We start from the raw sequence: 26,530 nt of genomic DNA, 5'->3' as shown, positions 1-26,530 counted from the left end.
AAGTCAATCGCCGCCCCTCGAGATTGACCGCATTTTCGGGGCATGATACTTCTTTTTTCTATGACGAAACCTACTTTCAAGAAATTTGCATTTGGCCTTTTGTTTTACACGATCTTGGTGATTCTTTGGGGCGCGTGGGTGCGCATTTCTCATTCAGGTGATGGTTGTGGCGACACATGGCCACTATGCCACGGGCAACTTATTCCTGAAGCCCAACGCGGAAAGACCTGGGTGGAGTACGGCCACCGCTTGATGTCAGGTATTTACGGGCTCGTCGTGATTTACTTTTGGTGGGCCGCCCGCAAAATTTATCCGAAAACTCACTTTGCCAGAAAGATGGCTTTCGCCACTTTGATCTTTACGATTACCGAAGCTCTTTTGGGCGCAAAATTAGTTCTGTTTGGATTGGTCACGACGAACGACACACCTTATCGCGCCTTTGTTATGGCTCTTCACCAATTGAATTCATTTATGCTGACGGGCTCTGCGGCTCTGGCTTTTTCGGCGGCGACTTTGCAATCAGAGTTGCAAGCGCCTTCAAAAGAAGACAAACGCTATCGCTATTTGCCGTGGGCTATTGTGATCATCGGCATCACTGGCGCTTGGGCGTCGCTTTCTAACTCACTCTTCCCGACTGAAAATCTGTGGGAGGGCTTGCTGGCCGATTTTGATTCGAACTCTCACTTCTTAGTTCGCTTGCGTGGCCTACATCCGGTGCTTGCCCTTTTAGGTGGAGGAAGTTTGGCCCTGTTCTTCTGGATCAAAGCGCAAACCGCCGAATCTCTTTTAGTGGAACGTCGCTCTTACCAAATGAGCTTAGCGCTGATCACAGCCATCGTGTTTGGAATTCTGACCTTACTTTTGCACGCACCGGTTTGGATGAAGATTGTGCATCTCGCGCTAGCGCACTCAGTGTGGGTGATTTTACTTCAATGGGTTTTCTTTGTTCGTGCAGAGACTGTGCACTTGGATAATTTAGAAGCGAGCCCGGTTAAGTCGTAAGCTCATTGGACTCAATCAGACGGTGCAGAAAATGCACCTTCTCGTTGATGTCGTCATATTCGAGCACCATTTGTTGCAAATCGTAATCACGCACTAAATAAGAAGCGAAACTTCCGATGATCTCTTCGGGATGCACAAGATTGCGCATGAAAATGTCTCGTTGCTGCGGATCTGGAATGTGCGTCTGTATCCAACGCACAAGAATGCGATGAATGGCGTTGAGTTCTGTCTGATAATTCGGCTCAAGAACTGTTTTTTCAGGAATGATGTGGCCTTCGCAAATGATGTAAGGAGTGCCGCGATCAAGGACCTTGCCCAAACGTAACTTGCCTTGCCCTTGCAAAAAGACCAAAAGAGTCCCGTTCAATCTTTCCTCTACGATTTGCGCGTATCCATAACCCGCAATTTCGCGAACAAAAGGGACGTTTTCACCCGGACGAACTGACGCGACCTTTGACGGGTCTTCGATAAAACCCAACGCAACTGGCGTCTGTGTGGCCACGGCTTCTTTAATCATGGAAAGATAACGAGGTTCAAAAATATTGAGAGGCTTCGTCGTTCGCGGAAACAAAGTGACGTTGACTAGAGGAAATAAAAAGACTTCCATGAACAGGACTCCTCAACTTGAAGTTTCATTATAAAGACTGTAGCCTGGAATTGCTATGGAAAAGGTGGATTTAAAAATGCGAAACGTTGTCTTTTTTGATGGTGTTTGCCACCTTTGTAATGGTTTTGTCGACGCTGTGATCAGTCGCGATAAAACTCATCTTTTCCTTTTTGCCCCCCTTCAAGGAAGCACGGCTGAAGAACTTCTGCCCGCTCAAGACCGGACAGATCTTGATACAGTGATCTACTTTGAGAAAGGTAAGATCTATCGTCGCTCCGCTGCGGTCATTAAAATTGTGTCGGGACTGGGAGGCTTTTTTAGAATCTTCTCTCTCGCGATGATCATTCCCGGACCTTTGCGTGATCTCATTTACAAATACGTGGCAAAAAATCGCTACAAGTGGTTTGGCGAAAGAGAGTTCTGTCGCCTTCCCACCCCGGAAGAGCGCTCTTACTTACTTCCCTAAGATCTTCTCAACAAAAGGCCGATCCGCTTCGGAAAGCTCATCGACTTTGATTTCATGAGGCAGACACCATTTAAAGGCGTCGTGTTCTGTCAGCACCAAATCACTTTGCAAGGTTTCGGCCCAGTACACGCGAAGACGTATGAGCTTTGTGGGATAAGAAAAGTCAGCTTCACCGATAAGATCTCCTACGCGGATAGAGATCCCCAACTCCTCATCGATTTCACGCTGCAAAGCTTGTTCAGGAGACTCCCCCAATTCCACCTTGCCACCCGGAAACTCCCAAAAACCGGCGCCACTTTGCTCTGGACCCCGGCGCACGATCAGAATTCTTTTTTCCGTGTCAGCAAAACGGCGGATCACCGCTGCAACGACTAAAACCGGTGTTTTGGCTGTCATGAGTCTTTCCTCTTTCTTAGGTCTAAGTATATAGGGGTCTTTTGTCTTTTTAGAAGAGTTGTTTTACTCTATTTCGAGAATGTTCTCCTATCACCAAACTCTTTCTCACTTCAGTCGCTCTAACGTCACCATCTGGCTTTCGATGGCCTTTCAAGCAGGAGCTATTAACACGGGCGGATACCTTGCCTGTCACCGCTTTGTTTCTCATGTCACGGGTTTTGGAACTTTGATCGGCACGGAGGCCGCACAAGGAAAGTGGATACAGTCCCTAGGAATGTTGACTGTCCCTGGCTTCTTCATCGGGGGAGCCATGCTTTCAGCTTTCTTCGTCGATCGTCGCATTCAAACCGGTCGCAAACCTCTTTATCCTTTTGTGATGCTTTTGATTCTTTTCTTAACCATCATGGTGGCGACTCTGGGAAATCTCGGTGTCTTTGGTGAATTTGGTGCTCCTTTGGCTCGTCATGGATATATCTTACTTGCAGCTCTTTGCTTGGCCTGCGGAATTCAAAATGCCACCGTCACTTCTGCATTCGGCGCCATTATTCGCACGACTCACCTCACTGGTATCACCACAGACTTAGGAATCGGCCTTGTGCGTGTGATCACGCGTTCTCACAAAATTCAGCCACGCACGAATGAAATTCGCGCCAACTGGATGCGTGTCGGACTGATTTCGTCTTTCATTCTAGGTTCACTCGTATCTGCTTACGTTTATCTTCACGCACAGTATTGGGGCTTCCTTATTCCTGGCATCATTGCTACAATCTTATTCTTTTGGAGCTTAATTCACTTTAATGAGCACAATGGAACTACATCATGATTGATACGCACAACTCCTATTTCATCATCCTGATCAGCGGGGTGGCTCTCTTCTTGTACGGGATGGGACTGGCTTCTTCGTCTTTAGAAAAACTAATGGCGGGGAAAATCACGATTCTTTTGAATCGTCTTTCGCAAAGTAAATTTCTCGCGATTCTTACAGGGGTTGTTCTTACGACATTGATGCAAAGTTCGGGCGCCGTGACCTCTATGCTTGTGGGCTTGGGCTCAGCACGCGTGATCAATCTTCGCCAAGTGATGGGCGTGATCATTGGTACGGCCATCGGTACGACACTCACGGTTCAGTTTATCTCTTTGGATTTGGGTTCTTATGCCCTTCCTGTATTTGCCATTGCGTTTGCGTTTTATTTTAAATCCAAGAAAACCGTTTTCAAAAATCTGTCTTTGGTTTTCATGGGCTTCGGTCTTTTGTTCTTTGGTTTGAATTTGATTTCGGTGTCTTCTCATCACTTTGCGGAAAATCCACTATTGACGGATCTTTTCCAAAACGTTCGTGACAATCCCGGATACTCGCTACTTATCTCTATTGTGTTCTGTGCTTTTGTTCAAAGTAGTGCCGTCACGATCGGTCTTGCGATGAGCTTAGCGGCCGTAAAAGCGATTACATTCTACGACGCCATGATTTGGGTGTATGGAGCCAACATCGGAACGACGTCAGTCGCTTTGATTGCGGCTGCGGGCGGTAACTATATCGGTCGTCAAGTGGCGTGGGCTCACTTCTTCTATAAAACAATCAGTGTCGTGATCTTCTATCCGTTCACTCAGCTCTTCATTGATTTCCTGAATACTTTCGACACGACCACGTCGCGCCAAATCGCCAATGCTCACTTAATCTTCAATATTCTGTCAGCGGTGATCTTTTACCCATTCATCAATAAAGGTGCAGAGCTGATCGAAAAAATGTTCCCCAAACAAGCTTCCGAAGAGTTTGGAACAGAGTTTGTAAAACTTGATAACTATCAGTCTTCAGCCTTGGCCGTGTCTTATGCGAATCGCGAAATCATGCGCACAGCGGATATCGTCTTAGGAATGATTAAAGATTCCATTCGTCTTTTTGAGACCAATGATCCTAAAGATTTCGATTCGATCAAAGACCGCGACAACAAAGTCGATTTCTTATACCGCGAAACCAAAATGTTCCTTCTAGATCACGCGAACAAGTCCAACACAGTTGTGCATCAGAACGTGATGAATATGATCATGTTCCTCAGCGACTTAGAAAGAGCCGCTGACGCGATTGACATCAACATCCTGGCTTTAGCCATTAAAAAGAACGCCTTAAAACTTGAGTTTTCTACCGAAGGTTGGTCGGAAATCTGCCAAATGCACCAACAAGTAGTGAAAGTGGCGGCGATGGCCATTAATGCCTATCAGAACAAAGAACTTTCAGAAGAAGCCATTCAGCTGAAACGTGATTTAGCGAAGACGGAAATCACTCTTCGTGAAAACCACATCAGCCGCTTGAACCGTGGAATGAACTCTTCGATCAATACAAGTTCCATCCATTTGGATCTGTTGAGTGAGTATCGTCGTATCGCAAGCTTGCTGTGCAATCATGCTTATAACCAAAGGTCTTCGTAATGAGCCAAGCCATCCTTCCTATCAGTCTTTTAGTTCTTTCAAATGTGTTCATGACCTTTGCTTGGTATGGACACTTAAAGTCCTTCAAAGAATCTGCCTTATGGGTGGCTATTCTTGTCAGTTGGGGCATTGCTTTTTTTGAATATCTGCTTCAAGTTCCTGCCAATCGTATAGGGTACACTCAGTTCACCCTGCCACAGCTCAAGATCATTCAAGAAGTGATCACCATGGTGGTCTTTGCCGGCTTTTCAGTTCTCTATATGAAACAATCACTGAAGCTAGATTTCTTATGGGCTGGCTTGTGTTTGATTGGAGCTGTTTATTTTATTTTTCGGTCCCCTTAAAAATAATTTTACTTTCGTGACTCATTTCAAGATATAATAAAAGTATGAAGTTCATATACGTCCTCGAAGATGATGAACGTATCCAGAAGGATCTATTCGACACCTTAAAAAGTATAGATCCCCAGCTTCATATTCGCTTCTTCCTCAACCTTTCAGAATTTCACGAATGGCTTAAAACTGCACTGACCGCAGGCCCCTTGGCATTAGCCCCGGGAGGCCGTAAACACAAAGACGACACAAGTGAAGACGTCTCTCCGGCAGCAACACACGAACTTCGTTTGGTCATCGCAAAAAATGAATTCCTAGGGATACAAAACATGGGCCTGATAAAACGGGCCCGTGATTTTTTTATGCGTAAGAAAATGTGTTCCGAGCAAGAACCTACGGCTCTGATTCTGACGGCTTTTGATAGCCCGGACTTTAATATCGCCCTGGCCGAAGAACGTATTATCAATAATGTCATCTTTAAGCCCTTTGATAAGCTTATCTTAAAGCAGCATTTAGAGTATGCACTGACAGGCCACCACCCGGTCACTTCAACGACCGTAGCCTCTATGAACATCAGCTCCACCATTGAAATGCTGAAAGAGGTTTCACTGAACTCGATTTCTGAAATCGGCTTTACGACGATGAATAATCACGAGATTAAAATCGGGGCTATGACGAAGTATTACAGTGACTCGTTCACCTCTGGCAATATCAAGAGCGTTCTTGCTTATTGCAAATCCTGTAAGCCCGTAAGCGACAAAGACTTTCTTTGCGAATTTCACTTTTTTGGGGCCGACAACAAGCAGGTCAGCCAGGTGCGAAGAAATATTCTTCAAGATAAAGCTCATCAAACAACGGAACTTTTAAATACTCATGGCCGTCAGACACGAATACTAGTTTTAGATGAAGACGCCGCTTTGGGTCTTGAGGTCAAAAACTTCTTTACGGATAAGTTTAAGAATGCGGAAGTTTTCCAATACTCTTTGTTGGGTCAGCTTCTTTCTGACCTTTCTGACAAAGACACGGTTCATCGCCAGCAGCTTCCAGAAACTTTCGACATGGTTTTTGCAAACTATGAAATCTTTGATATCGAAAAAAAGAAGCGCTGGGAACAAATTCAGCAATATCTTACTGATCGCGCCGCCAAACACGGAGTTCAACTGCAGAACTTCCCCGATCTTTATTTGGTTTCAAAACGAAAACTGAGCTTTGAAGTGATGAAGGACTTATCTGAATGGGTGAAAGAGATCTATTTCACTCCCCTTGATAAGTCGTACATCTTAAAAAAGACACTGTGCTTAAACCCGCACCTTCTGAACAAAGAAGCCACAACACTGGGGAGCGTGAAAGATTCAGGTGCTCTGAAAGTGGCTAACCCAGTTCAGATCACACAGATTTCCGAAGCAGGCTTAGTTCTAAAATATTACCGCGCCATCAGCATTGGAGCCTTTAGGGAGTTTATCTTATGGCGTCCCGAAGAACTCGATACGCCCGAGATCATTGGAACCGTGAACTTCAACGAACCCAATAAATCCGGGGAAGGCTATTTGAATCATTTCGTGTTTTTCGGAATGAAAGATTATTACCTGAAGCACCTTCGTAAGTGGCTTCTGGAAGCGTATATTAAAACGAAAGACAAAGAATAGCGCGCAACTTAAATGCGGCTAAAAAAAGGACCTCCAGAATTATCAGAGATCCTTCTAAGACACTATTTCTTAATTCCCGCCAAACGACGACGTAAATCCCCTAAAGTACTTCTTGGAATCCCTAGATAACGAGCCGCTGCCGATTCAGAGCCTTTTTTCTGCATAGCAAAGTCGATCAGCTTTAATTCAAATTCGGAAACCAAGTGACTGAAGCGCCCTTCTAAAGCCTTTTCGTCAATTTCCGTGATCGAATGATTCTTAAGAACTTCTTCATACACCGGCGCGGACTGAACCAAGTGAGGTGTAATATCCCCGGGTTGCAATTCATTGCCATCTGCAAGTACGGATGCCACTTCCACGGCCGACTTTAATTCACGGATATTTCCTGGCCAAGAATAGCTTAAGAGCAAAGCCTCCGCCTGAGAGCTAAAGTGTTTGTCGCCATAGTTCCCTTTTCTTAAAAACTCGTGCGCTAAATCTAAAATGTCTTCTTTGCGTTCACGCAACGGTGGCAGAGTGATCGTGAAGTTTTTAATTCTAAAGAACAGATCCTCGCGGAACTTTTTCTCTTTGATAAGTTCTTCTAGGTTTTCATTCGTAGCAGCAATAGTACGGCAATTTACTTTCTTACCGACATCTTGTCCTACTGGATAAATGTCGCCACTACTAAGAACACGCAACAGCTTTACTTGAATGTCCATATTCAAAGTAGCTAACTCATCTAGGAAAATATCTCCACCATCCGCACTTTCAAACTTCCCTGAGCGAGTTTCCGTCGCCCCTGTGAATGCACCTTTTTTGTGACCGAAGAGTTCCGACTCTGCGAGCTGCCCCGAAATAGCTCCACAATTCACAGCGATAAAAGGACGTGAGCTGTCGTTTTCAAGACTCCACAGATATTGCGCCATGATCTCTTTACCGGATCCACTCTCCCCGCGAATCAAGATCGACTGATTGGCGCCACGAATTTTTTTGGCTGTATCTAGGACCGCTTTAAAGGCCGGTGATTTTGTGTATAGATTGATGTGCTGAACCAGCTTTGACCCTGCTTGATGTTTCAAAGTTTGATTTCGACGAAGCAGACGATGCAACACCGGAGCCTTGCGCAGAACTTGAGTCAGCGTGGTGCGATCGAAAGGTTTTAGAAGATAATCAACGGCGCCAGCCTTCATACATGTTTCCACAAGAGGGCCTTCGTCATGACCAGTCATCGCCACAACAACCGTCGTTGGATGACTTTTCGCAATTTCTTGAATCAACTGCAAACCAATACGATCCGTGGAGTCATCTAAAGACAGATCTACAAAAGCAAGATCAATCACTTGCTTGTCCAGAATATCTAATGCTTCCTCCATAGAATCCGCGAGCGAAACCACATGCGGTGATTCGATCTGTGATTGCATGGTTTTTCTTACTAGCGTTTCGTCATCCACAATCAAAACACGCATTAGGAACCTCTCACTTTAATTTCAAACTGACTGACTAATAATTTCGGAATCAGGAAGCCATTGATTTTGCGCACTTGATCTTGAATCCACTTTTCGTCAAAATCCGTGGTGCAAAGATAAGCTCTTTTGCCGATGGCTAAAGCACTCATCACCTCAAGGCCTTTTTTAGTCTCACTTAAATTCTGATCAATCACCAGCAATGCTGTTGGGGGCCAATCAGATAGTGGGAAAGCCTTTTCCAAAGCTTCGATACTTTCAAAGAAATGGGCCTGTTTTAGGGAGGCGACCTGAGCCTTGGCTTTCCAGCTTTCTAAAATTTGGGCGTCGTCATCTACAAAACAAATGGTTTGATCATCCGCCAATTCGATCAAGGAAGGCAGCCAACCCGGAGTTTTCTCTCGAGGAATGCGAATAGTAAACGTTGTCCCTTTGCCTTCTTCTGATCGCAGCTCTAAAGTTCCGCCACTCCATTCAATGGCGGCTTTTGCTTGAAAAAGTCCTAGTCCCGTCCCCGTCGCCTTTCCAAAAGTAAAGCTGCGTTCAAAAATCTTATCGATAATTGTCGACGGAATACCTTTTCCATTGTCTTTCACTTCCAACGTCCAAGCTTTGGGTTGTTCGGAAAGAGTCAGATGAACTTCGGTCGCTTCCGCTTCAAAGGAGTTATTAATCATATTAGAAAGAGCGGTTTGGATTTCGTTCACTTGAACTACACTCCAAAGATGCGGAGTCGCACTCATCCCTGTAAATATCAAATTTTGATGATCGGCTTTACGCACACGGTGTTCGTTCACGACCGTTGCGATGACCGGCTCCATCAGCGTTAATTTCGGCTCTTCCGTCTTAGCGGACTCATCGGGTTTGGCCGACAATGAAGACAGCTTCTGTACGATACCAGCCACCCGGGCGACGGCGCTTTTGATTATCGCCAACGACTCTTTTTGCGGACTTTCGATTTGGCTGAGTGCCATATTCATACTCATCAGCGGACTGCGAATATCATGAGCCACTTGCGCCGCGATCTGTGCGCGAGCCTTATCGCGTTCCGCCCCTAAAAGTTGAAACTGATGGGCCTGCAAGGTCTCTAACATATGATTCAGATTACCGCCCAGCTCATCCAACTCATCTTTTGATTTTTCAACAATAGACACACGTTTTGAATAATCCTGGTCCCGCGTAATTCGTGATAGCAAGGAACGGATGGTTTCAACCTTAGCCAATAAAGTTTTAGTTAAGGCTTGCGACAACACCCAAGAAATCAAAATTAAAATAAGGGCGGCGACTGCCAAGGTCATTTGAATCTTCTGCAGCCCTTGTCGCAAAAACCGGTCTGAAATCACCGCAGCTAGGCGATAAGTTTTTTGATTCGCGTTTGTTGAAGAAGCTAAAACAATCAGCCGCCCTTGATCCCAATGAGCGCCGTCTTGCAAACTCAAAGACTTTGAAAGATCCAAAGCTTCGGTGAAGTCTTCTTTTTGGATGCGCCCTAAGCTCTTGCCGTCGGGCCCGAACATCTCGATAACAAGATTATCCACATCGTGTTCGGCCATTTCCTTCAAAAGCAGTGTCACGGCATCAAAATAAAGTGCGGCCTCAATATAACGATTCAAATCTTTCGTGCGCAGAATCGTGTGGTGACGAACCTTAGAGTCAGAATCACGTAAAAGATGAGTTTGATAAACAAGTGAGTTGATCGTAAGTAAATCCGGAAATTCTGTGAACAAAGGTTCCGGCAAGTCATCGGAATAAGCCAAGGCTTTGCCATCCTGATTGAAAACGTTCACTTCGCTAACACCCAGTTCATCAGCTAAAGCCCGAAGATCTTTATTCGTCCACTTCCCTTTAATGTCTTGATCACGAAGTTCCACAGCCTTAGCCGCGTTCAGAGCGATACGCGCTTGAGCCGATTCAATACGCCCTAAAGCTTTACCAAAAAGATTCATATGATCGACGTAACTGTCTTCAAAATCACTGGATTGATAGCGGGAAAGGGTCGCATAAAGCGAAAGACACAGAATCAGGGCCGAGAATGAAGCAGTGCCAAAGATGGCTAAAAAGATCTTCTGCGAAAACTTCATTCTTGAAAAACGCGTCATGCCTTAATCCTAAAGCGCGTCCTTTTGAAGTCAACGTTTTAGGAGGGCGTCATCGTTTTAGCTCAAGCTCTTCCTTTTTAAAAGCAATGAGTTACTTACCACGGACACAGAACTCATAGCCATAGCCGCTCCTGCAATGACCGGATTCAGCATGCCCAGTGCTGCGAGCGGAATTCCTAGAACATTATAGAAAAAGGCGAAGAATAAGTTCTGGCGAATTTTCTTTAAAGTGATCTCCGAAAGTTCGATAGCTTGAACCACAGACTGAAGATCGTTTTTCATCAATGTCACGTCTGCCGTTTCAATGGCAATATCAGTCCCTGAAGACATCGAAAAACTAACGTCTGCGACCGCTAAAGCCGGAGCATCGTTGATCCCATCGCCCACCATGGCCACACGGTTTTTCTGGCGCTTCAATGCAACAATCACACTCGCCTTATCCGCAGGCTTCACGCTGTGCTTGAATTCTTTAATTCCCGCTTGGGCAGCAATTTCTTTGGCCGTGCCTTCATTATCCCCAGTGAGCATCATCACGCGAATGCCTTTTTCTTGAAGTTCGGCGATGGCCTTTTTCGAAGTTTCACGAATCTTATCAGCCACAGCAATGTAGCCAAGCACGCGAGAATCATCGGCCAAGGTCATTACGGTCTTTCCTTGTCCTTCTAGACGGGAAAGGGTTTCTTTGTTCAAAGAATATTCCGGGGCCACCCAATGAGGACGACCTAAGCGCATTTGTCGCCCTTCAACCACACCTTCGACCCCTTGGCCCGCGACGGATCGGAAATTCGTCACTGCAGGTAATGACGGGCCATACTTTTGGGCTTCATCAACAATAGCTTGAGCCAATGGATGTGAGGAGCCCATTTCAAGACTTGCGGCCCAACGAAGTAAATCCTCTTGAGATCCCTGCGTCACCACTACATCCGTCACCTGTGGCTTACCTTCAGTGATAGTTCCAGTTTTATCTAAAACTAGGACTTTGATTTTTTCAGCGAGTTCTAAAGCTTTGGCATCGCGGAATAAAACTCCAGCTTGAGCTCCCTTACCAATTCCGACGACCACTGCTGTCGGAGTCGCTAACCCCAGTGCACAAGGGCACGCAATGACTAATACAGAAACAGATGCAATAAATGCGGAAGTCAGATCCCCTGCAAGGAACCAAGTCGCAAAGAATGTAATGATACTTATAAGAACAACGACGGGAACAAAGACGCCTGAAATTTTATCAGCCATTCTTTGAATCGGAGCTTTCGAACCTTGGGCCGTTGTCACAATCTTAATAATCTGCGCTAGCTGAGTTTTACTTCCGACCCCTGTCGCTTTGATTTTTAGTGTGCCTTCTTGATTCAATGTCGCCGCATAAACCGCGTCGCCCGCGACTTTCTGCACGGGAATGCTTTCACCCGTTAACATAGACTCATCGATCGAAGATTCTCCAGAAGAGACGACACCATCCACAGGAACGCCTTCGCCGTTTTTAACAACGACGATATCCCCCGCTTTTAATTCTGAAGTCGCGACTTCGATAATCTGCCCATCTTTTTCAACGAAGGCTTTCTTTGGCTGCAAACGAAGAAGACTTTCTACCGCCTCGGAAGTTTTTCCTTTAGCTCGGCTTTCCATTAATTTTCCAAGAAGAATCAAAGTGATGATCGCAGTGCTGGCCTCGAAGTAAACGTGTTGATCCTTCCAATTTAAAACTGTCACCACGGCGCTCAAAAGATAAGCCATAGATGTTCCTAATGCGACTAAGACATCCATATTGGCGCTTTTAGATCTTAAGGCAAAGAAAGAACCGCGATAGAATCTCCAACCGATCCAGAACTGAACTGGGGTTGCTAACACCAATTGCACCCAGCGCGGAATAAACTCGTGATGTGCTCCTGTGAACATCCAAACCATTTCGATAAGAAACGGAATTGTCAGAACTAAAGAAATAATAAAATGACGAAGTTCCTTTTTATATTCCGCCGCAGCCTCTTCTTTAAACTTGGAGGATTCTATTTCGTTACTGACTTCATAAGCTTGATAGCCGATATCCTGAATGGCTTTTAAAAGCTGAGAAACATCGGTATTTCCTAAGAACTCGACGTGCGCTTTCTCGGTCGCAAAATTGACCGAAGCCTTAATATCTGGAAAAGAATTGAGGGTCTTTTCAACCTTGGCCGCGCAATTTACGCAGGTCATACCCATAAGTTGAAGTTCTGTTGATTTTTCAGTTTGATCTAGTTTTTCAGCATCCATTTTAAACCTGCCCGTCTTCTGAACTGTATTAGGAGACCACCCCGGTTTTAGTGACAGAAATAAATATTTAGATTTATGTCACAAAACCCACGTCTCATTCCTAGAAAGACTGATAAATGAGGAAAACACTATGAAAATACTATCTCTATTGATTCTGACACCATTTATAGCTCTAGCTCATGGCGAAGACAAGGAAGGCCCTCACGGCGGACATATTCGCATGCCCGGAGCCTTTCATACCGAGCTTATGTTAGATGAAAAACAAGAAGCCCACATTTTTCTTTTAGACATGGAATTTAAGTACCCTACGGTCAAGAATTCTAAAATCGAGGTTGCTGCCGTGAATGGAAAGGACAAAGTGGATTTTAAATGCTCCGTCATGGGAGGAAATCACTTTCACTGCGTGCCTACGAAGAAGTACCCATTAAAAGGGGAACTGAAAGTGAAAGCCGTGCGCGATGGCGCTGTCGGAAACGAAGTCAGTTACAAGCTTCCGTTAACTAAACTCGCGGAAGAAAAACCTTCTTCCGCTCACGATCACCACTAAGAAACGGGGCGCACTTTCTGTGTCGCCACGACTATTGAATCATATTCTTTCTTAAACTTCGCCATCAGGTCCTCGGAGACTTTTCGAGGATCTAATTTCAAGTCCTGCAAAGACAAAGTTTTTACCGGTGTTCCGTCATTAGTGATATTCATCGCAAAATGCACCATCACTGAAACTGGTGACTTCGTAGCAATGCTGATACTCAGCTTACGATCATCCAGATAAATATCATCCCCATCACGCACCAATGACTTACCGGCCAAAACAGAAGATGCGGCTTGCAAGTAATCACGCGCGATCGAAGCAAAAAGTCTTTGCAAAGCCACGCCTGAAAACAAATCTCGATCAAAGACTTCGATAATGAAATGAAGCATTTCATCGCCTTTGATCTCCGCTTGTTCTAAAAGATCTTCTCCATCCACCATGTGATCAAAAGAGATAGAGCAAGCCCCCTGCCAAGAGACGATCGAAGGTCCTAAGACTTTATGATCCAGATAAGCAAACAGCGAATGCAGCTGAGTTCCGTCGTAAGGAAATTTCTTTTCGATAAAAAGTGTTTTCATTAGTAATCCTTAAACAGATGTTTCACGTCCACATTCGCCGACGCGAACGCGCGCTTAGAGCGTTGGCAAGATTCACACTGCCCACACCACTGTTCGCCCGAGAAGTAACAAGGCCAGATCATTTCCCAAGGAACTTTCAAGCCGTGTCCTAAGCGAACAATATCGGTTTTTTTCAAGTGAACAGTATAACAACCCACTGTCACATGATTGGACGTAGAGTAATGCAACGCCTTCGTCGCCGTATCCATGAACTCTTTTGAGTTATCCGGGAAAGTAGCCGCCTCTTCGACATTGAATCCCGGAATCACAGCTGTCGCCCCCAAAGCCTCCGCATAAGCCGCGGCGATATTTAAAAAGATCCCGTTGCGATTAGGAACCCACACGGATTTTGCCGACTCCGCTGACTTTTGTGCATTATCGATTTCAACTTGCGCTCCAACAGGAACAGCTTGGTCTTCAACTAACAAAGAAGACTTATTGAAATCTTTGAACCAAGGCAGATCTACGACTTTATGCGGAACCTTTAAGTGCGCCGCCAGTTTTGCGGCTGATTCGATTTCCTTTTGAGCGGCTCGCTGGCCATAGTTGAAAGTCAAAGCCAGAACAATTTCATGGCCGTGCTTAACGGCATCAAATGCGTTCACCGTCGAGTCTAAACCCGCCGACAAAAGAACAACGACTTTTTTTGCTGGTTTCATGTGCTAGCTACCTTTAAATCACGAATAAGAATCTGCACGGTTTTTTGACCGGCATAGTAGTTCCACTGAAGCTCTCCCAAGATATGGTAAAAGCCAGGAACGTTTTGCAAAGTGTCCAACTGACGAGGTGTCGGCGTGAATAACAGCGCTTCTGAAGAGGCGCGCCCATCCGGATCTGCGATTCTTAAACGCAGGTGACCACCTTTTAACTCTCGTTTGGATAGAATTTGAATATTTGAAAAATGAATCAATGGGATGGCAAAGCCAGTCCCGAAAGGCCCCACGAAGTCATACCACTTCATTAAAGGCGCCCCGACTTCGGAAAGCTTCGCTTCCACATCATAGAAGATTTCTAATGGCTTCGGTTTTTCGCGAAGATCAGAAAAGTGGCCACTCAGTTTTTCAATGAAATGAGCCACGCGAGTTTCCGCGATTTCAAATCCCGCCGCGGCCGAGTGCCCCCCGAACCGACTTAAGAAATCTTGAGCGCTCGACATCGCCTCGACCAGGCAGGCCTCTTGACCCTGTGGCAAGCGCGCACTACCCACGATCATGCCATCATCACCGACGGATCCCACAAAAGCCGGCTTATTATAAACTTGGGTGAGCTTCGTAGCGATAAGTCCGACCACGCCGCGATGGAAGGTTTTTGAAGCAACGAAGACAAAATCTTGATGAGGCCACTCTTTAAGTAAAGCTTGAGCTTCGATCTCGGCGTCATTTTGCAGCTGCACACGAGTGGAGTTATTTTTCATAACTTCACGAACCATGTTTCGCGCCTTTGCGGCGTCATCTAAAAGGAAAATATCAATAGGCAATACGCCGGACTCCATACGCGAAAGCGCATTGAGTTTGGGTGCAAAGCGGATGGCGACGTCTTGACTTGTCAAAGGGCGATCCACAAGATCCAACTCTTCAAGTAAAGCTCGAAGTCCTGCCTTTTTGGTTTCCGCTAATTTAACCAAACCATGTTTCACTAGAACACGATTGTCGTCGACCAAAGGAACCATGTCCGTCAAAGTCCCAATCGTGAAATAATCCAGAACTTCTTTTAAATCCCAATTATTTTTAGGGAGTTGCTCATGATCTTGAAAGTAGCGTTTTAATCCACGCAAAAGATAGAACGCCACACCCGCGCCGCAAAGATAACCCATCTCTGAAGGGCAATCCCCTTGATTCGGATTCACAACAACAAAGGCATTCGGGATGGTGTCAGCCGGCAAGTGATGATCCGTGAGGATCACATCCACACCCAATTCTTTTGCACGATTGACGGCCGCATGGGCGGTGATACCAACGTCCACCGTGATGATAACACTCACGCCCTGCTTATGAAGTTCTTCCACCGCAGCGACGTGAAATCCGTAACCTTCAGAAAGACGCTTCGGCTGATAGTGCAAAACTTCAGGAAAACCCAAAGCGACCATGCCGGTTTTAAGCAAAGCCAGACCTGAGGTTCCATCCAAGTCAAAGTCCGCATAGATACAGATTTTTTCTTTATTGAGATACGCCCGACCTAGGCGCTCAAGAGCTTGAGACATCCCCTTTAATAAAAGAGGATCTTTCAAGTCCGCGAGCTTCGGAAAAAGAAGCTTCTCCACTTCGGGAGAAGCCGCGAACCCTCGAGCCGCAAGAATCTTACCGATGAGAGGCGGCCATTGCCCTTCGACTGTCGAGGGCACTTCCGCTTCTATCGTTAAATCACGCGACTTCCATAAAGGGTTCATTCCGTCCTTATTACGCTCTGGCTTTTTTAAGGTTCAACTTTTCCATCAAAAGTACCAGCGGCGCTGCTACATAGATAGAAGAGTAAGTTCCGAAGAAGATACCTACGCACATCGCGAAGGCGATATCTTCAACAGTTCCGTCTGCAAAGATGTACAAGCAGATGGCAGATACAAACGTCGTTCCTGAAGTGATCAAAGTACGAACCAACATCTCATTGATAGATCTGTTGATAACGAAGCCAAAGCCCTTATCGTGATAGTGACCTTCAGTTTCACGGATACGGTCAAATACAACGATCGTATCGTTCAGAGAGAAACCGATCAAAGTCATGATCGCTGCAAGGATAGCTACGTTCACTTCTTTACCTACCGCCACGAAAACAGCCAAAGTAATGACCGCATCATGGAACAAGCAAAGAACTGCGCCCGGAGCAAACTTATAGTCGAAACGAAGTGCAACGTAGATCAAGATTACCAGCAAGCAGTAGAAGACCGCAAGGACACCATTACGTTTCAACTCCGCACCCACCTGAGGTCCCACCGTGTCGACACGACGGATGTCAGGGCCTTGGGAGGCAAACTGAGTTGTGATCACGTTACGGATTTTACCAAGATCCGAATTCAAGATTTCGTTGGTCTCTTTGTCTGTTTTACCAGTACGACCTTGGAAACGAACGATGTATTCGTTGCCTTCACCGAAAGACTGAACACCGACTTCACCTAGCTTAAGGTCATCGATAGATTTACGAAGATCTTCGATAGTCACTGATTGCGCAAACTTTACTTGGATCTCAGTACCACCTTTAAAGTCGATACCGTAGTTGATCCCATTCACCGCAAGGTAGATCAAAGATGCAATTGTCAAAATCAAGGAAATGCCACCGAACAACCAGGCTTTTCCAACAAAATCAAAACGTCCGAAAGAATCATTTTTAATAGTCATGCTGCACCTTCTACACTGCCAACTTTTTAACTTTAAATTTATGAACCAAAAGATCCACGATGACTTTCGATACAAACACGTTTGCAAACATAGAAGTCACGATACCGATCAATAGAGTCACAGCGAAACCACGCACAGGACCCGTACCGAAGTACAACAACACAACCGCAGTTGCTGCCGTTGTTACGTTGGCATCGATGATCGCCGACATCGCGCGGTGATAACCTTCTTTTACCGCCACATTCAGGCCGTGCCCCAAACGAAGCTCTTCTTTAATACGTTCGTTGATCAGAACGTTCGCATCGACCGCAAAACCCACCGTCAACGCAATACCTGCGATACCCGGCAAAGTCAGCGTGAAGCCCATGCTTGTCATCAACGCGAACAACGCTAGAACGTTGATTCCCAATGAAAGACTCGCCACCGCGCCCATAGCTTTATAGTACGCCAACATGAAGATCACGATGATCGCCGCGCCTACGTAAGAACCCAATTTCGCTTTATCAATCGCATCGGCACCCAATGTTGGACCTACGCGACGCTCTTCCAATTGCTCTAAAGACGCTGGCAAAGCACCCGCGCGAAGAGCCGTTGAAATCATTTTCGCTTCTTCCATCATGCCGTTGCGGTCACGACCACCACCTAAAGTGATCACCGCTTGGCCACCAGCAATACGGTCACGAATGCTTGGAGCTGATTTCACAACTTTATCCAAAACAATCGCCATCTGTCTGTTGACGTTGTTGCCTGTTAGGTCCGCGAATTTATTCGAACCTGCAGAATTGAAGTGCAAAGAAACTTGAGGAGCACCATATTGGTCGTAACCAACGAAAGCGTCATCCAAAGAATCTCCACCCAAATCTGTGTCTGTTTTAAGAAGGAAAGGGATTGCGCCCGCTTCCATCGTTGTCGCGTTTGCAGACTTCTCAAAGTAAACAACAGATTTCGCAGGAAGTTTTGAAGCAAGGTCTGCATTCAACTTCGTCACGTAATCAGAGTACTTCATTGTCGTCATGCTATAGTTCCCTGCTTTTTCAGCTTCAGCGATCATGGCTTGAAGTTCTTGCGGGGACTTTTCATTTGAAACGATCATGAAATCCAATTTAGCTGTTGTATTGATCAACTGCTTTGCTTTTTCAGCATCTTCCATACCAGGAAGTTGGATCAAAATGCGGTTGGCACCTTGTTGAGAGATTGAAGGCTCAGCCACACCGAATTCGTCGATACGGTTGCGGATAGTTTCAATCGCTTGCTGAATCACGCGGTTTTTATAATCATTCAAGTAAGCATCAAAGTAACGAGTCGTGATCGAAGTATCCGTCGAGCTCATCACTTGAAGTACTGTTGAATACTTGTCTGCCAAGAATTTTTCTACGGCTGCTTTACCCGCAGCATCGTTCACATCGATAGTCACTTCACCCAGATTTGGGTTCACAGACTTCACGTCTTTGACAGCGACATTTTCTTTTTGCATGTCCGCTTTCATTGACGTGATAAGACGGTGCGTACTTTCAGAAACAACGCCATCTACGTCCACACCCATAACTAAGTGCAAACCACCTTGGATGTCCAAACCGTAGTTCAGCTTTTGTTTTGAAGGCCACCATGCCTTTTCACCGAAATTAACAACGTTTGGTAGTACCCAAACGATGGCTGCCGCCACTCCTAGTGCTGCGAGAATAGATCTCCAACGAAGTCCTTCCATTATTTCTTTTCCTCTGCTGTTGCTGCCTTCTGAGATGTTGCAATCTGACTGCGAAGCATTTTTACTTTAACGCCGTCAGCGATTTCCAAAGTTACGAATTGGTCTGTGATGCCTTCCACGCGACCCAAGATACCAGATGAAGTGATCACTTCATCGCCACGTTTAACTTCTGACAAAAACTTTTGGTGATCTTTTTGTCTTTTGGCTTGAGGACGGATGATGAGGAAATAGAAAATAACGAAGATGAAGATAAACGGCACAAACATTTCAAAGGCTGAGGGTTGAGTGCCTGTTGCTGTTTGTGCATGAGCTGTGGATGCAAGAAGTCCGAATAACATGATTCCTCCAAGTTAATAACTGACAGTAAAATTCAGCATTATTCTTGAGAAGAATCAATATTTTAGTCTAGCTGTCCTTCTTTGCGAATCGCGTCAAGCAGTCGTTGCGGAACTCTTCCCAACGGCCTTCCTCGATGGCTTTACGCGCACGTTCCATCAATTTCATATAGAAATAAATATTGTGAATCGTGTTCAAGCGAGAGCCTAAAATTTCACCACTTAAGAATAAGTGACGAAGGTAAGACTTCGTATAATTGCGGCAAGTATAACAATCGCATTCTGGATCTAGAGGCGAACTGTCCTCACGGTATTCACTGCGCTTGATACTGACTTTCCCTCTCCATGTGAAGATGGTTCCGTTACGTGCCACTCTTGTAGGCATGACGCAGTCAAACATATCAATGCCGGAGTCAATCGCGATGATTAAATCCGTCGGCGTCCCTACTCCCATGAGATAGCGCGGCTTATTTGCCGGCATTTGAGGGGCCACATTCGGTAAAAGTTCGTGCATCAAATGAATCGGCTCACCCACGCTAAATCCGCCTAAGGCATACCCCGGAAGATCCACGGAACAAATTTGCTCCATGCTTTTCAAACGATGCTTCAGGCTTAGGCCCCCTTGCACGATACCGAAAAGCAGACTTTCTTTACGAACCATGGCATCGCGCGAACGCAACAACCAACGGTACGTCAAAGCCATCGACTTATCGATCTCTTCTTCGGTGGCTGGGTATTGAAGACATTCATCAAAAGCCATGATGATGTCAGAGCCTAAATCCATTTGGATTTCCATGCTCTTTTCAGGAGAGATAAAATGTTTCGCGCCATCCAGGTGAGAGCGGAATTCCACACCCTCTTCAGACATATTGCGAAGTTGCGACAAAGAGAAAACTTGGAAGCCGCCAGAGTCCGTTAAGATCGGGCCGTGCCAGTTCATGAATTTGTGAAGACCGCCCATTTTAGCGATCGTCTTTTCACCGGGACGCAAATGCAGGTGATAAGTGTTTCCTAAAACAACTTGAGTGCCGCACTCTTTCAACTCTTCAGGAGTCATGGCTTTCACAGTGGCTTTTGTACCCACGGCCATAAACACCGGAGTCTGCACCGGACCGTGCGCCGTCATCAGCGTGGCACGACGTGCGTTGCCCGCAGTTTGATGAACTTTGAATTCGCCTAAAGTCATTGTTTTGTTTCCGTCCAGCACGAGAGATCTCCGTATGAAAAGAGTCGGAACTTTCGCTCAATAGCCCAGTGATAGCAAGCTTTTACTGTTTCCAGGGAAGAAAATCCAGCGACCAGGGCTAAGAGCGTGGACTGCGGTTGATGGAAGTTCGTTAAGAGGCGATTGACGACTCTAAACTGATAACCAGGTTGAATTAAAAGCTTGGTAAATCCACGGAAGCCTTCTTCTGGATTCCCTTGCAAAAGACCGTTCCCCACACTTTCTAACGAACGCGTGGTCGTTGTTCCTAAGGACCAAATCTTGTGACCGTTTTTACGAGCGTTATTCACTACCGCCCACGTAGCCGCAGAAACTTCCACGTATTCTTCGTGCATGTCGTGATCATTTAAGTCTTCGGCAGTGACTGGTAAAAAAGTGCCCAAGCCCACATGCAAAGTGACTTCGCAAAGAGCGACACCTTTAGCTTTTAAGGCCTCCATGTCTTGCGCAGAAAAATGCAAACTCGCCGTCGGCGCCGCAAAACTTCCGGGAGTTTTCGCCCATGCCGTTTGATACCAAGATTCATCCGCATCCACGGTATGACGCTGCTCACGCGCTTTTTGAATATACGGCGGCAGTGGCAACTCGGCCACTTTCTGAAAGTAGTCTTCACTGACTTCTTGGTTCAGTCGGACTTTTTGGGGACGGCCTTTTTCCACCAAAGTCATGGTGACGCCCAAAGGAAGTTCTAAACTTGCGCCTACTTTGTATTTTTTAGAAGGGAACAAAACTTCCCAATCCATAGCCGAAGTCTGCTTTAGAAAAAGAATTTCCACATCCCCGGCAAACACCCGGCGCTTTAAAACACGCGTGTTATTAACAACCAAAACATCGCCTGCCGGGATCCGCGCCATCAACTCTTGCAAGGTGATTTCTTGCGGAACGCCACCTTCCACCCACATCACGCGTGAAGGCCTTTGCGGAGAAGTCGCAATCAATTCTTCAGGAAAACTAAAGTCTAAATCTGCCAATTTCATGAGCCTCGTTCATACCATATTTCGAAGGTGCCTGCTTCTTTTTTGCACTTCAGCGCAGCATTCGCTGCAGCGTAGTGCAAAAAAAGAAGCAGGCACCTTTCGGGAAAAGCAGGTATGGTGGTTTTTATATGGCTACGGGTCCTTTATTGCTTATTGGTTCGGCTTTTTTACATGCGGGATGGAATGCCTTGGCTAAATCCTCGCAAGATAAGGAAAGCTTTCTTTTTCTCACGATTTTATTATCGGGTTTATTCACTTTTATGACTGTGCTCGTATTTGGGCAGTTGGAGTTTCCGAATAATACGGTCGTGGCCTTGGGATTTCTTTCGGGAATTTTTGAAGGGCTTTATTTTTTAACTTTGGCGAAAGCCTTGCGCACAACCAGCTTAGGAAAATCTTATAGCATCATGCGCGGTGGAGCGATGATCGTCGTATGGATGATCTCGACAGTCTTTTTACAAGAGCGCGCGGCCTTTTTACAATACCTGGGCGCATTTACAATTCTTGCCGGCATTTTCACTATGAATATGGCGGGACGTACGAAAGAAGATCATGCGCTATTTAAGACGGAAGATATTTGGTCTTACCTAAGTGCCGTCTTTATCGCCGGCTACCATTTGACCTATCATCAAGCTTTAGAAAGAGGCGCTGAACCGCGCACATTGTTTTTTATCGCGATGGTTGTGTCCTTGCCGTTTTTATTTTGGAGTATCCGAAAAAGTCCGTTCGCAAGAATTCGCGACACTGTTAAAACAAAAGGCTGGACTGTGGTCGCCACCGGAGCTGGCGCCACGGCTTCGTTCTTGATTTTCCTTTACGGCTTAAAAATTTCCGCACCGGGCTTTGCAATTTCTCTGCGCAACACTTCTATCTTTTTCGCGGTGATCTTTTCTTACTTCCTGAAAGAATCACTGACGAGAAAACAAATCCTCAGCGCCTGCGCCATCGGACTTGGCGCCTTCCTTCTAAGTCTTTAAGAAGTGCCTGCTTCTTTTTTGCACTACGCTGCAGCGAATGCTGCGCTGAAGTGCAAAAAAGAAGCAGGCACCTCCAAAAAAAAAAAGAGCCCTTACACTTCCTGTATAAGGGCTCTTTAAACTCGCAGAAAACAGGTTTTATAAAGTCAGTGGCAATGAAATACTGACTAAACCTAATTTATTTTTCAATTTATTGTCGATCTCTCCTGAGATTGGACCGGCTTGTTCAACCTTAGAGTCATCGTATTCAAGATCCATGTACTCAACGTTCAAGCTGACCATGAAGATCTTAAATCCTAGACCGACTTTGGGCCCCTTCGCTCCTGTGAACTTCACGTCCACACCACCGCTTTCATCGGGATCCAGTTCTCCGCCGAAGATGTATCCACCCCAGATGCGCAAACCGATGTGTGGCATTTGGCCTCCTAAGATCACCCCGTACAGAGACGACTTGGCATCCGCATCATAATCAGTTGCCGAGTGCTCGAACTTAGGTTGTGAGTAAGATCCATCTAGGCCCATGAAGAAGACTGAGTCATAATGATAACCCAATTTGAGATTCACACCCAACCCCTTCGTATTTCCGGTGGAATCTCCAAGTGGTGCCGGCCACTCTAACTCGTTGTCACCTTTTTCATAAGTGATACCGGGTTCAATGTAAAAGCCAGCGTAAGATTGTGCGGATACAAGGAAACCTAAAACCAGCATTAGTACACTCAGATTTCTCATGTGAGCCTCCTTCACGGGTGTCATTAATTATTAAATCACTATTCCATGTAAACCATAATCACAGCTTTAGAGGCTTTCGCTTTTTGACCGAAGAAGCCCGTTTCGTCCTGTGTTTTAGGAGCTGAACCGCTTTGTTCTAGAGCTGTTTTTGTTTTTTCAGTTGGTGTTTTGAAGAATTTTTGAAGTGCATTCGGTCTTTCAGTCATATTGTAAGTATTGACGTCATTCACTGAAAGCTCTTTTTTCACGAAAGATTTGATGTTTTCGCCACGTTTCTTCGCAAGATCAATATCTGACTTAGAAGCTTTTGTGTCTTTGGCAGGATATTCGCGGTCAGCCCAAGCTGCCACTTTCAACTCATCGATCTTGCCGCTTTCTTTTGCGGATTTAATCAAGCCGCGGATTTCTTCTTTTGCCGAGTCATTCAATGCCGATTGACCTTCATCAAAAGAAATTTCTGTAACCATAGATGCGCCCAGGTTTTTAGAAGCTGTTTCTGTTTCAGAGTCAACAGCCGCTACTGCCTTCATTGAAACCAAAGAGAGAAATGCTAAACCTACTGCTACTTTGTTGATAGTTCTCATTCTGAACTTCCTTTCCTTGATAATCAGAGAAGGCCCCACCACGGGGCCCTATCTGGTGAAACTACAAATTAATGTCTAACGTTTGTCTGAGCGCGAGCCGCCCATATTTTGACTTTGGTTTTGATTCGGACCCGTGGATCCTCGTTGATTTCCGGAGTTTGATCCCTGTTGGTTGGATTGACCGGTTTGGTTGGGATTTCTGGATTGGTTCCCTTGTTGTTGATTTGATCCTCCTTGCGAATTTCTGGACCCTTCCCCGAATTTGAGGGGTTGACTGGAATTTCCGGTTTGGGAACCGAACTGTTGTGGTTTTTGCGATCCATTATTAGTACCTCTTTGTTCAGGGCTTGTAGAAGGCGTCATGCTTTCTCCTTTTTGTTTAATCGCAGTCACGACCATACGGGCTGCACATTCACTAGAGCAGGAATCAGACCAAACGAAAAAATGATTGAGATCGAATATAAAAGAATTAAACAGGAATTTTTCGACAAGCAGCCCATCATGCCCCAGAGCTTGCGGGGAAAATTTCCGCATGGGCCGCTTAAGAATTGCAAGAACGAAAACTATTCTGTGATAGCCATCACGATGGCTTTTGAAGCTTTCGAGGGAGTTTTAACTGCTGTGTCCGTTGTAGGAACTCCGGCAACTTCCAAAGATTTTTTTACGCGTGCGTCAGATGTGTTCAACATGTTCTGCAGCGCATTCGGTCTCTCGGCCATGCTATAAGTTTCAACATCAACACCTTTGCTCGCGCCTTCGATGTATTTGCGAATCGCCGTATTTCTTTTCTTAACCAGTTCTACTTCGGCCTGTGATAATTTTTCAGTATGAGTCGAAGGGTATTCCGAGTCGCCCCAAGTGATGACTTTAAACTCTTTAATCTCGCCGGATTTTTTTGCTTGGTTCATCACTTGTAAAATATTTTTCTTCATTCCATCTGACAATTTAGCCGAACCTTTTTTGAAAGCAAACTCTGTCACGTAAGAGGCTTCTTCTTCAGCCGCTACTTGTTTGGCTTCAATACTGGGGCCCGCCGCCGCCGCCGTTTTTTCCGCCTCTTCTTTTTTTTCTTCCGTGGCACAGCCAAAGACAAAACCTGAAATTAAAAGAAGAGACATCAGCTTCACGTTCATAACTTACTCCTTTTTTTCATTTGTACTTTTATTCATTTTATATTTATTTTCGAGGCCTGTTGGCAGCTCTTTGGTGTAGCCGTGAGCTAAAGCGCTGCTAACAATGCCACCCTTATCTATGTTGAGTGTCCCTTTTTCGTAAGAAAAGTTCACCATGGTAGCGACAGTTTTGTCGGACTTTCTGCTAAAGATCAAATTGGCAAGTTCGCCGGAAATTTCAATTCCGAAATGTTTGATACCTTGAAAGTCCTTTTTATTTCCCACGGCCTGCATGTTTTTGACGAAAGGCTTTACGTAACCTTTCAGCCCATTGTTCTCTCCTTTGACCTCTGCGTACACGTCCACTTTTCCCGCCGTAAAATTCAACGGAAGCTTATGAGTTAAAAATGGATTCAGTGAAGTGATATCAAACTCTTTGGCTTCAAAGGATAAAAGCCATTCCGCCGGGGTTTTCCACTGGTTGACTTCGCCCACCGCATACATCGTTGCCGAATCTTGCAGAACAGCTTTGATCTTAGCTAAGGTGATGGGATCTTTTTCTGTCGCGGTGGCATTACTGATACGTCCATCGATTTGCGTGACTTTAATCTTAAGTTCTTCTGGCAGACCTTTCATGTCGGCGACAGCGACTTCGGAATTTTTAATATCCACGCGCGAAATACGAATCGGTAAAACTTTTTTACCCAACTCCTGAGTGTCTTTGGCTGACTCTTCCGCATTCTTTTTTACCGCATCCATAAGTTGATTATTTAAATCAAACTTCATACCTTCAACGACAATGTCGGTGCGCAGATTCCCCTGAAGCAAGTCTCTCCACGCCAAGGACACATCCATATATTCGATTTTCAGAAAACTTTGTGGCGGGTCCTTGATTTTTGCCTCTATGGCCTCCAGCCTATAGGCGCCACGCAGAAAGCTCAGACTTAAATCATCGGCGCGAATCAAAAAGACTTTTGAAAAATCGCCCATAAACACATTCAGAGGATAAAGGATCATATATGGAAGTGCGATACGGAACACAATCAATAAGCAGATGATAATAATGAGCGTGCGTTTTTTCACTGTGGACTCCGATGACGTTCTAAAATGAAAAAAGACCCCCTCATTTTGAGGAGGCCTTTTAAAAGAACCGACTAAATCTGTGACGAGCGGTTCATATTGTTGGCGCGTTCTTCAGCCGATTTTTGACTGACTTCGCTAGAGCTAGAGACATCTTTGGCTCCGCACGATTCAAGAATGCGCTCGGCTTTATCTTCCCAGTCTGAATCATCCACGTGAACAGAAAGAAGGATACCGCCCTCTTTTACAAATTTCTCATAACGTTTGGCTTCGTATTCTGGAATACCGATACCGACTAAGGCTCCGGCGACTCCACCGACGGCACCACCGACACCTAATCCGGCTAATGCTGCCATGATAGGACCTGCGGCGACAAGAGGACCGAATGCAGGAATGGTTGCAATAGCACCGATACCCGCAAGCCAACCTAAAGTACCGCCTACGACAGCACCAGTACCGCTACCAATAGCTGCACCTTCTGGTGCTTTGGTTCCTTTTTCATGAGCGAATGTGGCTGTGTCGCCTTTATCTGGCATCAACACAGAGACATCCTCGGGGCGGAAGCCTTCCAGCTTCAAAGTGCTGACGCAGCTTTCAAGGCCGGAACGATTTTGAAAAATACCGAAGACCACTTTTCTTCCTTGTTTTGGCATAACCACCTCCTAGT

At 45.6% G+C, this 26,530-nt stretch carries 27 protein-coding genes; 8 read left to right on the top strand and 19 right to left on the bottom strand.

Annotated elements, in window-relative coordinates:
• The first annotated feature begins 42 nt into the window (after positions 1 to 42).
• Entirely contained in the window at positions 43 to 1,002 is a 960-nt protein-coding gene (locus AZI85_RS12755; RefSeq protein ID WP_253720979.1) for a COX15/CtaA family protein, read from the top strand.
• Here AZI85_RS12755 and AZI85_RS12750 read toward each other — a convergent pair.
• Positions 992 to 1,609 (bottom strand): LON peptidase substrate-binding domain-containing protein, encoded by a 618-nt coding sequence (locus tag AZI85_RS12750; RefSeq protein ID WP_063206767.1) that lies wholly within the window; start codon positions 1,607 to 1,609, stop codon positions 992 to 994. The two genes, AZI85_RS12755 and AZI85_RS12750, sit on opposite strands and share 11 nt — an antisense overlap.
• A 55-nt stretch (positions 1,610 to 1,664) precedes the next feature.
• Between AZI85_RS12750 and AZI85_RS12745 the strand changes: the two genes are divergently transcribed.
• Entirely contained in the window at positions 1,665 to 2,075 is a 411-nt protein-coding gene (locus tag AZI85_RS12745) for a thiol-disulfide oxidoreductase DCC family protein (RefSeq protein ID WP_063244438.1), read from the top strand.
• Here AZI85_RS12745 and AZI85_RS12740 read toward each other — a convergent pair.
• Complete coding sequence (locus tag AZI85_RS12740; RefSeq protein ID WP_063244437.1) at positions 2,064 to 2,471, bottom strand: (deoxy)nucleoside triphosphate pyrophosphohydrolase; 408 nt, start codon at positions 2,469 to 2,471, stop codon at positions 2,064 to 2,066. The genes AZI85_RS12745 and AZI85_RS12740 overlap by 12 nt on opposite strands.
• A gap of 79 nt (positions 2,472 to 2,550) precedes the next feature.
• On the opposite strand from AZI85_RS12740, the gene AZI85_RS12735 reads away from it, so the two are divergent.
• From AZI85_RS12735 to AZI85_RS12720, 4 genes are read left to right on the top strand one after another with little or no spacing between them, the layout of a single operon-like run.
• Positions 2,551 to 3,294, top strand: a complete 744-nt coding sequence (locus tag AZI85_RS12735; protein WP_063244436.1) for a YoaK family protein — start codon at positions 2,551 to 2,553, stop codon at positions 3,292 to 3,294.
• The gene (locus tag AZI85_RS12730) at positions 3,291 to 4,895 is read left to right on the top strand and encodes a Na/Pi cotransporter family protein (RefSeq protein ID WP_063244435.1); all 1,605 of its coding nucleotides are present in this window, start codon (positions 3,291 to 3,293) and stop codon (positions 4,893 to 4,895) included. Before AZI85_RS12735 ends, AZI85_RS12730 begins: the two co-directional genes overlap by 4 nt.
• Positions 4,895 to 5,239 (top strand): DMT family protein, encoded by a 345-nt coding sequence (locus AZI85_RS12725; protein WP_063244434.1) that lies wholly within the window; start codon positions 4,895 to 4,897, stop codon positions 5,237 to 5,239. Before AZI85_RS12730 ends, AZI85_RS12725 begins: the two co-directional genes overlap by 1 nt.
• 44 nt (positions 5,240 to 5,283) lie before the next feature.
• Entirely contained in the window at positions 5,284 to 6,873 is a 1,590-nt protein-coding gene (locus tag AZI85_RS12720; protein ID WP_063244433.1) for a hypothetical protein, read from the top strand.
• Positions 6,874 to 6,935: 62 nt separating this feature from the next.
• Here the strand turns inward: AZI85_RS12720 and AZI85_RS12715 are convergent, their stop codons facing one another.
• The 3 genes from AZI85_RS12715 to AZI85_RS12705 are packed head-to-tail and all read right to left on the bottom strand — an operon-like array spanning position 6,936 to position 12,661.
• Entirely contained in the window at positions 6,936 to 8,321 is a 1,386-nt protein-coding gene (locus tag AZI85_RS12715) for a sigma-54-dependent transcriptional regulator (RefSeq protein ID WP_063244432.1), read from the bottom strand.
• A complete protein-coding gene (locus AZI85_RS12710) occupies positions 8,321 to 10,417 on the bottom strand; it encodes a sensor histidine kinase (RefSeq protein WP_063244431.1) in 2,097 nt (698 codons plus the stop codon). The genes AZI85_RS12715 and AZI85_RS12710 overlap by 1 nt, the downstream gene beginning before the upstream one ends.
• Positions 10,418 to 10,474: 57 nt before the next feature.
• Complete coding sequence (locus AZI85_RS12705; RefSeq protein ID WP_063244430.1) at positions 10,475 to 12,661, bottom strand: heavy metal translocating P-type ATPase; 2,187 nt, start codon at positions 12,659 to 12,661, stop codon at positions 10,475 to 10,477.
• 130 nt (positions 12,662 to 12,791) lie between these two features.
• Here AZI85_RS12705 and AZI85_RS12700 point away from each other — a divergent pair, with 130 nt between their 5' ends.
• Entirely contained in the window at positions 12,792 to 13,208 is a 417-nt protein-coding gene (locus AZI85_RS12700; protein WP_063244429.1) for a hypothetical protein, read from the top strand.
• Here the strand turns inward: AZI85_RS12700 and AZI85_RS12695 are convergent.
• From AZI85_RS12695 to queA, 8 genes are all read right to left on the bottom strand, one after another.
• Positions 13,205 to 13,771, bottom strand: a complete 567-nt coding sequence (locus AZI85_RS12695) for a DUF366 family protein (protein ID WP_063244428.1) — start codon at positions 13,769 to 13,771, stop codon at positions 13,205 to 13,207. The two genes, AZI85_RS12700 and AZI85_RS12695, sit on opposite strands and share 4 nt — an antisense overlap.
• Complete coding sequence (gene queC / locus AZI85_RS12690) at positions 13,771 to 14,469, bottom strand: 7-cyano-7-deazaguanine synthase QueC (RefSeq protein WP_063244427.1); 699 nt, start codon at positions 14,467 to 14,469, stop codon at positions 13,771 to 13,773. Before queC ends, AZI85_RS12695 begins: the two co-directional genes overlap by 1 nt.
• Positions 14,466 to 16,196, bottom strand: coding sequence for a single-stranded-DNA-specific exonuclease RecJ (gene recJ / locus AZI85_RS12685; protein WP_063244426.1), 1,731 nt, complete (start codon positions 16,194 to 16,196; stop codon positions 14,466 to 14,468). The genes queC and recJ overlap by 4 nt, the downstream gene beginning before the upstream one ends.
• A gap of 10 nt (positions 16,197 to 16,206) precedes the next feature.
• Complete coding sequence (gene secF, locus AZI85_RS12680) at positions 16,207 to 17,139, bottom strand: protein translocase subunit SecF (RefSeq protein WP_063244425.1); 933 nt, start codon at positions 17,137 to 17,139, stop codon at positions 16,207 to 16,209.
• A gap of 10 nt (positions 17,140 to 17,149) precedes the next feature.
• On the bottom strand, positions 17,150 to 18,844 hold the full coding sequence (gene secD / locus AZI85_RS12675) for a protein translocase subunit SecD (protein ID WP_063244424.1): 1,695 nt from the start codon (positions 18,842 to 18,844) through the stop codon (positions 17,150 to 17,152).
• Complete coding sequence (gene yajC, locus AZI85_RS12670; protein ID WP_253696725.1) at positions 18,844 to 19,182, bottom strand: preprotein translocase subunit YajC; 339 nt, start codon at positions 19,180 to 19,182, stop codon at positions 18,844 to 18,846. The genes secD and yajC overlap by 1 nt, the downstream gene beginning before the upstream one ends.
• Before the next feature lie 67 nt (positions 19,183 to 19,249).
• Positions 19,250 to 20,365, bottom strand: a complete 1,116-nt coding sequence (tgt, locus tag AZI85_RS12665; RefSeq protein WP_063244423.1) for a tRNA guanosine(34) transglycosylase Tgt — start codon at positions 20,363 to 20,365, stop codon at positions 19,250 to 19,252.
• On the bottom strand, positions 20,362 to 21,381 hold the full coding sequence (gene queA, locus AZI85_RS12660) for a tRNA preQ1(34) S-adenosylmethionine ribosyltransferase-isomerase QueA (RefSeq protein WP_063244422.1): 1,020 nt from the start codon (positions 21,379 to 21,381) through the stop codon (positions 20,362 to 20,364). Before queA ends, tgt begins: the two co-directional genes overlap by 4 nt.
• Positions 21,382 to 21,509: 128 nt before the next feature.
• Here queA and AZI85_RS12655 point away from each other — a divergent pair, with 128 nt between their 5' ends.
• Positions 21,510 to 22,358, top strand: coding sequence for an EamA family transporter (locus tag AZI85_RS12655; RefSeq protein ID WP_063244421.1), 849 nt, complete (start codon positions 21,510 to 21,512; stop codon positions 22,356 to 22,358).
• 138 nt (positions 22,359 to 22,496) lie between these two features.
• Here AZI85_RS12655 and AZI85_RS12650 read toward each other — a convergent pair whose 3' ends face one another.
• From AZI85_RS12650 to AZI85_RS12625, 6 genes are all read right to left on the bottom strand, one after another.
• Positions 22,497 to 23,087 (bottom strand): outer membrane beta-barrel protein, encoded by a 591-nt coding sequence (locus AZI85_RS12650; RefSeq protein WP_081111011.1) that lies wholly within the window; start codon positions 23,085 to 23,087, stop codon positions 22,497 to 22,499.
• Between the two features lie 38 nt (positions 23,088 to 23,125).
• Positions 23,126 to 23,671 (bottom strand): hypothetical protein, encoded by a 546-nt coding sequence (locus AZI85_RS12645; RefSeq protein ID WP_063206726.1) that lies wholly within the window; start codon positions 23,669 to 23,671, stop codon positions 23,126 to 23,128.
• Positions 23,672 to 23,739: 68 nt separating this feature from the next.
• Positions 23,740 to 23,994 carry a hypothetical protein gene (locus AZI85_RS12640; protein ID WP_063244419.1) on the bottom strand — a complete coding sequence of 85 codons (255 nt, stop codon included), beginning with the start codon at positions 23,992 to 23,994 and terminating at the stop codon, positions 23,740 to 23,742.
• A 240-nt stretch (positions 23,995 to 24,234) separates the two neighbouring features.
• A complete protein-coding gene (locus tag AZI85_RS12635) occupies positions 24,235 to 24,804 on the bottom strand; it encodes a hypothetical protein (RefSeq protein WP_063244418.1) in 570 nt (189 codons plus the stop codon).
• A gap of 3 nt (positions 24,805 to 24,807) precedes the next feature.
• A complete protein-coding gene (locus AZI85_RS12630; protein ID WP_063244417.1) occupies positions 24,808 to 25,866 on the bottom strand; it encodes a DUF748 domain-containing protein in 1,059 nt (352 codons plus the stop codon).
• A 71-nt stretch (positions 25,867 to 25,937) separates the two neighbouring features.
• The gene (locus AZI85_RS12625) at positions 25,938 to 26,516 is read right to left on the bottom strand and encodes a hypothetical protein (RefSeq protein WP_063244416.1); all 579 of its coding nucleotides are present in this window, start codon (positions 26,514 to 26,516) and stop codon (positions 25,938 to 25,940) included.
• Positions 26,517 to 26,530 lie beyond the last annotated feature (14 nt).

The organism is Bdellovibrio bacteriovorus (assembly GCF_001592755.1).
Taxonomy (GTDB): Bacteria; Bdellovibrionota; Bdellovibrionia; order Bdellovibrionales; family Bdellovibrionaceae; genus Bdellovibrio; species Bdellovibrio bacteriovorus_E.
Note: the sequence above shows the minus strand (reverse complement) of the source record. Positions and strands in the feature narration are given on the sequence as shown.

Coding starts and splice junctions, on each gene's coding strand:
- AZI85_RS12755 (WP_253720979.1), top strand. CDS start 43: ATGATACTTCTTTTTTCTATGACGAAACCTACTTTCAAGAAATTTGCA.
- AZI85_RS12750 (WP_063206767.1), bottom strand. CDS start 1,609: ATGGAAGTCTTTTTATTTCCTCTAGTCAACGTCACTTTGTTTCCGCGA.
- AZI85_RS12745 (WP_063244438.1), top strand. CDS start 1,665: ATGGAAAAGGTGGATTTAAAAATGCGAAACGTTGTCTTTTTTGATGGT.
- AZI85_RS12740 (WP_063244437.1), bottom strand. CDS start 2,471: ATGACAGCCAAAACACCGGTTTTAGTCGTTGCAGCGGTGATCCGCCGT.
- AZI85_RS12735 (WP_063244436.1), top strand. CDS start 2,551: ATGTTCTCCTATCACCAAACTCTTTCTCACTTCAGTCGCTCTAACGTC.
- AZI85_RS12730 (WP_063244435.1), top strand. CDS start 3,291: ATGATTGATACGCACAACTCCTATTTCATCATCCTGATCAGCGGGGTG.
- AZI85_RS12725 (WP_063244434.1), top strand. CDS start 4,895: ATGAGCCAAGCCATCCTTCCTATCAGTCTTTTAGTTCTTTCAAATGTG.
- AZI85_RS12720 (WP_063244433.1), top strand. CDS start 5,284: ATGAAGTTCATATACGTCCTCGAAGATGATGAACGTATCCAGAAGGAT.
- AZI85_RS12715 (WP_063244432.1), bottom strand. CDS start 8,321: ATGCGTGTTTTGATTGTGGATGACGAAACGCTAGTAAGAAAAACCATG.
- AZI85_RS12710 (WP_063244431.1), bottom strand. CDS start 10,417: ATGACGCGTTTTTCAAGAATGAAGTTTTCGCAGAAGATCTTTTTAGCC.
- AZI85_RS12705 (WP_063244430.1), bottom strand. CDS start 12,661: ATGGATGCTGAAAAACTAGATCAAACTGAAAAATCAACAGAACTTCAA.
- AZI85_RS12700 (WP_063244429.1), top strand. CDS start 12,792: ATGAAAATACTATCTCTATTGATTCTGACACCATTTATAGCTCTAGCT.
- AZI85_RS12695 (WP_063244428.1), bottom strand. CDS start 13,771: ATGAAAACACTTTTTATCGAAAAGAAATTTCCTTACGACGGAACTCAG.
- queC (WP_063244427.1), bottom strand. CDS start 14,469: ATGAAACCAGCAAAAAAAGTCGTTGTTCTTTTGTCGGCGGGTTTAGAC.
- recJ (WP_063244426.1), bottom strand. CDS start 16,196: ATGAACCCTTTATGGAAGTCGCGTGATTTAACGATAGAAGCGGAAGTG.
- secF (WP_063244425.1), bottom strand. CDS start 17,139: ATGACTATTAAAAATGATTCTTTCGGACGTTTTGATTTTGTTGGAAAA.
- secD (WP_063244424.1), bottom strand. CDS start 18,844: ATGGAAGGACTTCGTTGGAGATCTATTCTCGCAGCACTAGGAGTGGCG.
- yajC (WP_253696725.1), bottom strand. CDS start 19,182: ATGTTATTCGGACTTCTTGCATCCACAGCTCATGCACAAACAGCAACA.
- tgt (WP_063244423.1), bottom strand. CDS start 20,365: ATGACTTTAGGCGAATTCAAAGTTCATCAAACTGCGGGCAACGCACGT.
- queA (WP_063244422.1), bottom strand. CDS start 21,381: ATGAAATTGGCAGATTTAGACTTTAGTTTTCCTGAAGAATTGATTGCG.
- AZI85_RS12655 (WP_063244421.1), top strand. CDS start 21,510: ATGGCTACGGGTCCTTTATTGCTTATTGGTTCGGCTTTTTTACATGCG.
- AZI85_RS12650 (WP_081111011.1), bottom strand. CDS start 23,087: ATGAGAAATCTGAGTGTACTAATGCTGGTTTTAGGTTTCCTTGTATCC.
- AZI85_RS12645 (WP_063206726.1), bottom strand. CDS start 23,671: ATGAGAACTATCAACAAAGTAGCAGTAGGTTTAGCATTTCTCTCTTTG.
- AZI85_RS12640 (WP_063244419.1), bottom strand. CDS start 23,994: ATGGATCGCAAAAACCACAACAGTTCGGTTCCCAAACCGGAAATTCCA.
- AZI85_RS12635 (WP_063244418.1), bottom strand. CDS start 24,804: ATGAACGTGAAGCTGATGTCTCTTCTTTTAATTTCAGGTTTTGTCTTT.
- AZI85_RS12625 (WP_063244416.1), bottom strand. CDS start 26,516: ATGCCAAAACAAGGAAGAAAAGTGGTCTTCGGTATTTTTCAAAATCGT.